Here is a 2,292-nt window from a genome sequence, read left to right on the forward strand (position 1 = left end):
TGGCCGGTTCGGTGATCCGGGGCAGCGCCGCCCCGGCGGGCAAGACCGTCTTCGTGTTCCCCGGCCAGGGCTCCCAATGGGTGGGCATGGGTGTGGAATTGCTGGACACCGCACCGGTTTTCGCGCGGCACATCGCGGCGTGCGCGGACGCCTTCTCGGAGTTCGTCGACTGGTCGCTGATCGACGTGCTGCGTGGTGCGCCGGGCGCCCCGGGCATGGACCGCGTCGACGTCGTGCAGCCGGTGCTGTTCGCGGTGATGGTCTCGCTGGCCGAGTTGTGGAAGTCCGTCGGCGTCGGCCCGGACGCCGTGATCGGCCACTCGCAGGGTGAGATCGCCGCGGCCTACGTCGCCGGTGCACTGTCCCTGCGCGACGCCGCCCGCGCGGTCACGCTGCGCAGCAAGCTGTTGAGGTCACTGGCCGGTCCCGGCGGCATGGTGTCCATCGCCTGCGGTGCCGAACGGGTACGGGAGTTGCTGGTGCCCTTCGGTGAACGGCTGGGCATCGCGGCCGTCAACGGGCCGGCCGCGGTGGTGGTCTCGGGCGAAGTGGCCGCGCTGGAGGGCCTGATGGAGGTCTGCGCCGGCCAGAACCTGCGTACCCGCCGCATCGATGTGGACTACGCGTCGCATTCGGTGGAGGTCGAAGCCATCCGTGCGGAGCTCATCGAGGCACTGTCCGGTATCGAGCCGCGTTCCTCGCGCACCGCGTTCTTCTCGACGGTGACCGGAAGCCGGTTGGACACCGCGGGTTTGGACGCCGAATACTGGTACCGCAACATCCGCCAGACGGTGCAGCTCGAGCAGGCCGTCCGCAGCGCCTGCGAAAACAACTACCGCACGTTCATCGAATCCAGTCCGCATCCGGCACTGATCGCCGGGATCGAGGACACCTGCAACGAGTGCGCCGGCGGCGACGCCGCGGCGATCGTGGTCCCCACCCTGGGCCGCGAGGAGGGCGGACTGGAACGCTTCCTCGCCTCGGCCGCCACCGCGTTCGTTGCGGGCGTGGGCGTCGATTGGCGGGGCTTACTGGACGGGGCTCACCTGGTCGAACTGCCTACCTATGCCTTTGAGCGGCAGCGGTTTTGGCTCTCAAACGAAGGCTTCGGGGCTGACGCCGCGGGTCTGGGCCTGGCCGCCGGCGAGCACCCCTTGCTCGGTGCGGTGGTGGAGTTGCCGGCCTCCGGCGGGGTGCTGCTCACCGGCCGGCTGGCCCCCGGCGTGCACGAGTGGCTGGCCGACCACGCGGTCGCCGGGGTGCCGGTGTTCCCCGGTACCGGTTTCGTCGAGTTGGCGATCCGCGCGGGCGACGAAGTCGGCTGCCCGGTCGTCGACGAGTTGACGCTGCAGGCGCCGTTGCTGCTGCCCGCGTCCTCAGACGCGGTGGCGCTGCAAGTGGTCGTGGGCGCCGCCGAAGATTCTGGGCGGCGCAGCATTTCGGTGTTCTCCCGAGCCGGCGCGGTCCCGGGATCGGGTTGGGTGTGCCACGCCGAGGGCACGCTGAGCCCCGGATCGGTTGCGCCGGGCGCGGACCTGTCGGTGTGGCCGCCGGCCGGTGCTATCGCCGTGGATCCGGGCGACGGATACGAGCGGCTCGCGGCCCGTGGATACGGATACGGCCCGGCGTTCCGGGGATTGACCGCGGCGTGGGTGCGCGGCGACGAGGTGTTCGCCGAGGTGGCGCTGCCCGACGCTGCCGGTGGTGTCAACGGATTCGGGGTGCACCCGGCGCTACTCGACGCGGCGATGCACGCGCTGGTCGTGGCCGAGGGGACCGCACCTGTGGCTGCCTCCCACACGACCGCCTCCCACACGACCGCCTCCCATACGACCGAAGTGCTGCTGCCGTTCTCGTGGCAGAACGTGTCGTTGCACGCCGCCGGCGCGTCGGCGGTGCGGGTCCGGATCGCGCCCGCCGGACAGTCGGCCGTCTCGATCGAGCTTGCCGACCGGTTGGGCCTGCCGGTGTTGTCGGTGGGTGCGATGGTGGCCCGCCCGGTCAGCGATCGGCAGCTGCGGGCGGCGGTCTCGGGTTCGTCCCCGGACCGGCTGTTCGAGCTGATCTGGTCGCCGGCTTCGACGACGCCGGCTGCCACGACCGTGGTCCCTGCCTACAAATTGTTCGAATCCGTTGCGGTCGAAATGCTCCCGGTGTCGGACGTGTACGCGCGCACGCACCAGGCGCTGGCCGCCGTGCAGTCCTGGGTCACCGAGCGCGACACGGGTGTGCTGGTGGTGTCGACCCGGGGTGCGGTGGCGTTGCCGGGGGAGGATGTCGCCGATTTGGCGG

Annotated in this window: 1 protein-coding gene; it reads left to right on the forward strand. The window is 71.0% G+C overall.

The genetic code is table 11. The features are described 5' to 3' along the window. A partial coding sequence (locus tag FPZ47_RS27210; RefSeq protein WP_145039746.1) for an acyltransferase domain-containing protein occupies positions 1-2,292 on the forward strand: 2,292 nt, incomplete at both ends.

This window comes from Mycobacterium helveticum (assembly GCF_007714205.1).
Taxonomy (GTDB): domain Bacteria; phylum Actinomycetota; class Actinomycetes; order Mycobacteriales; family Mycobacteriaceae; genus Mycobacterium; species Mycobacterium helveticum.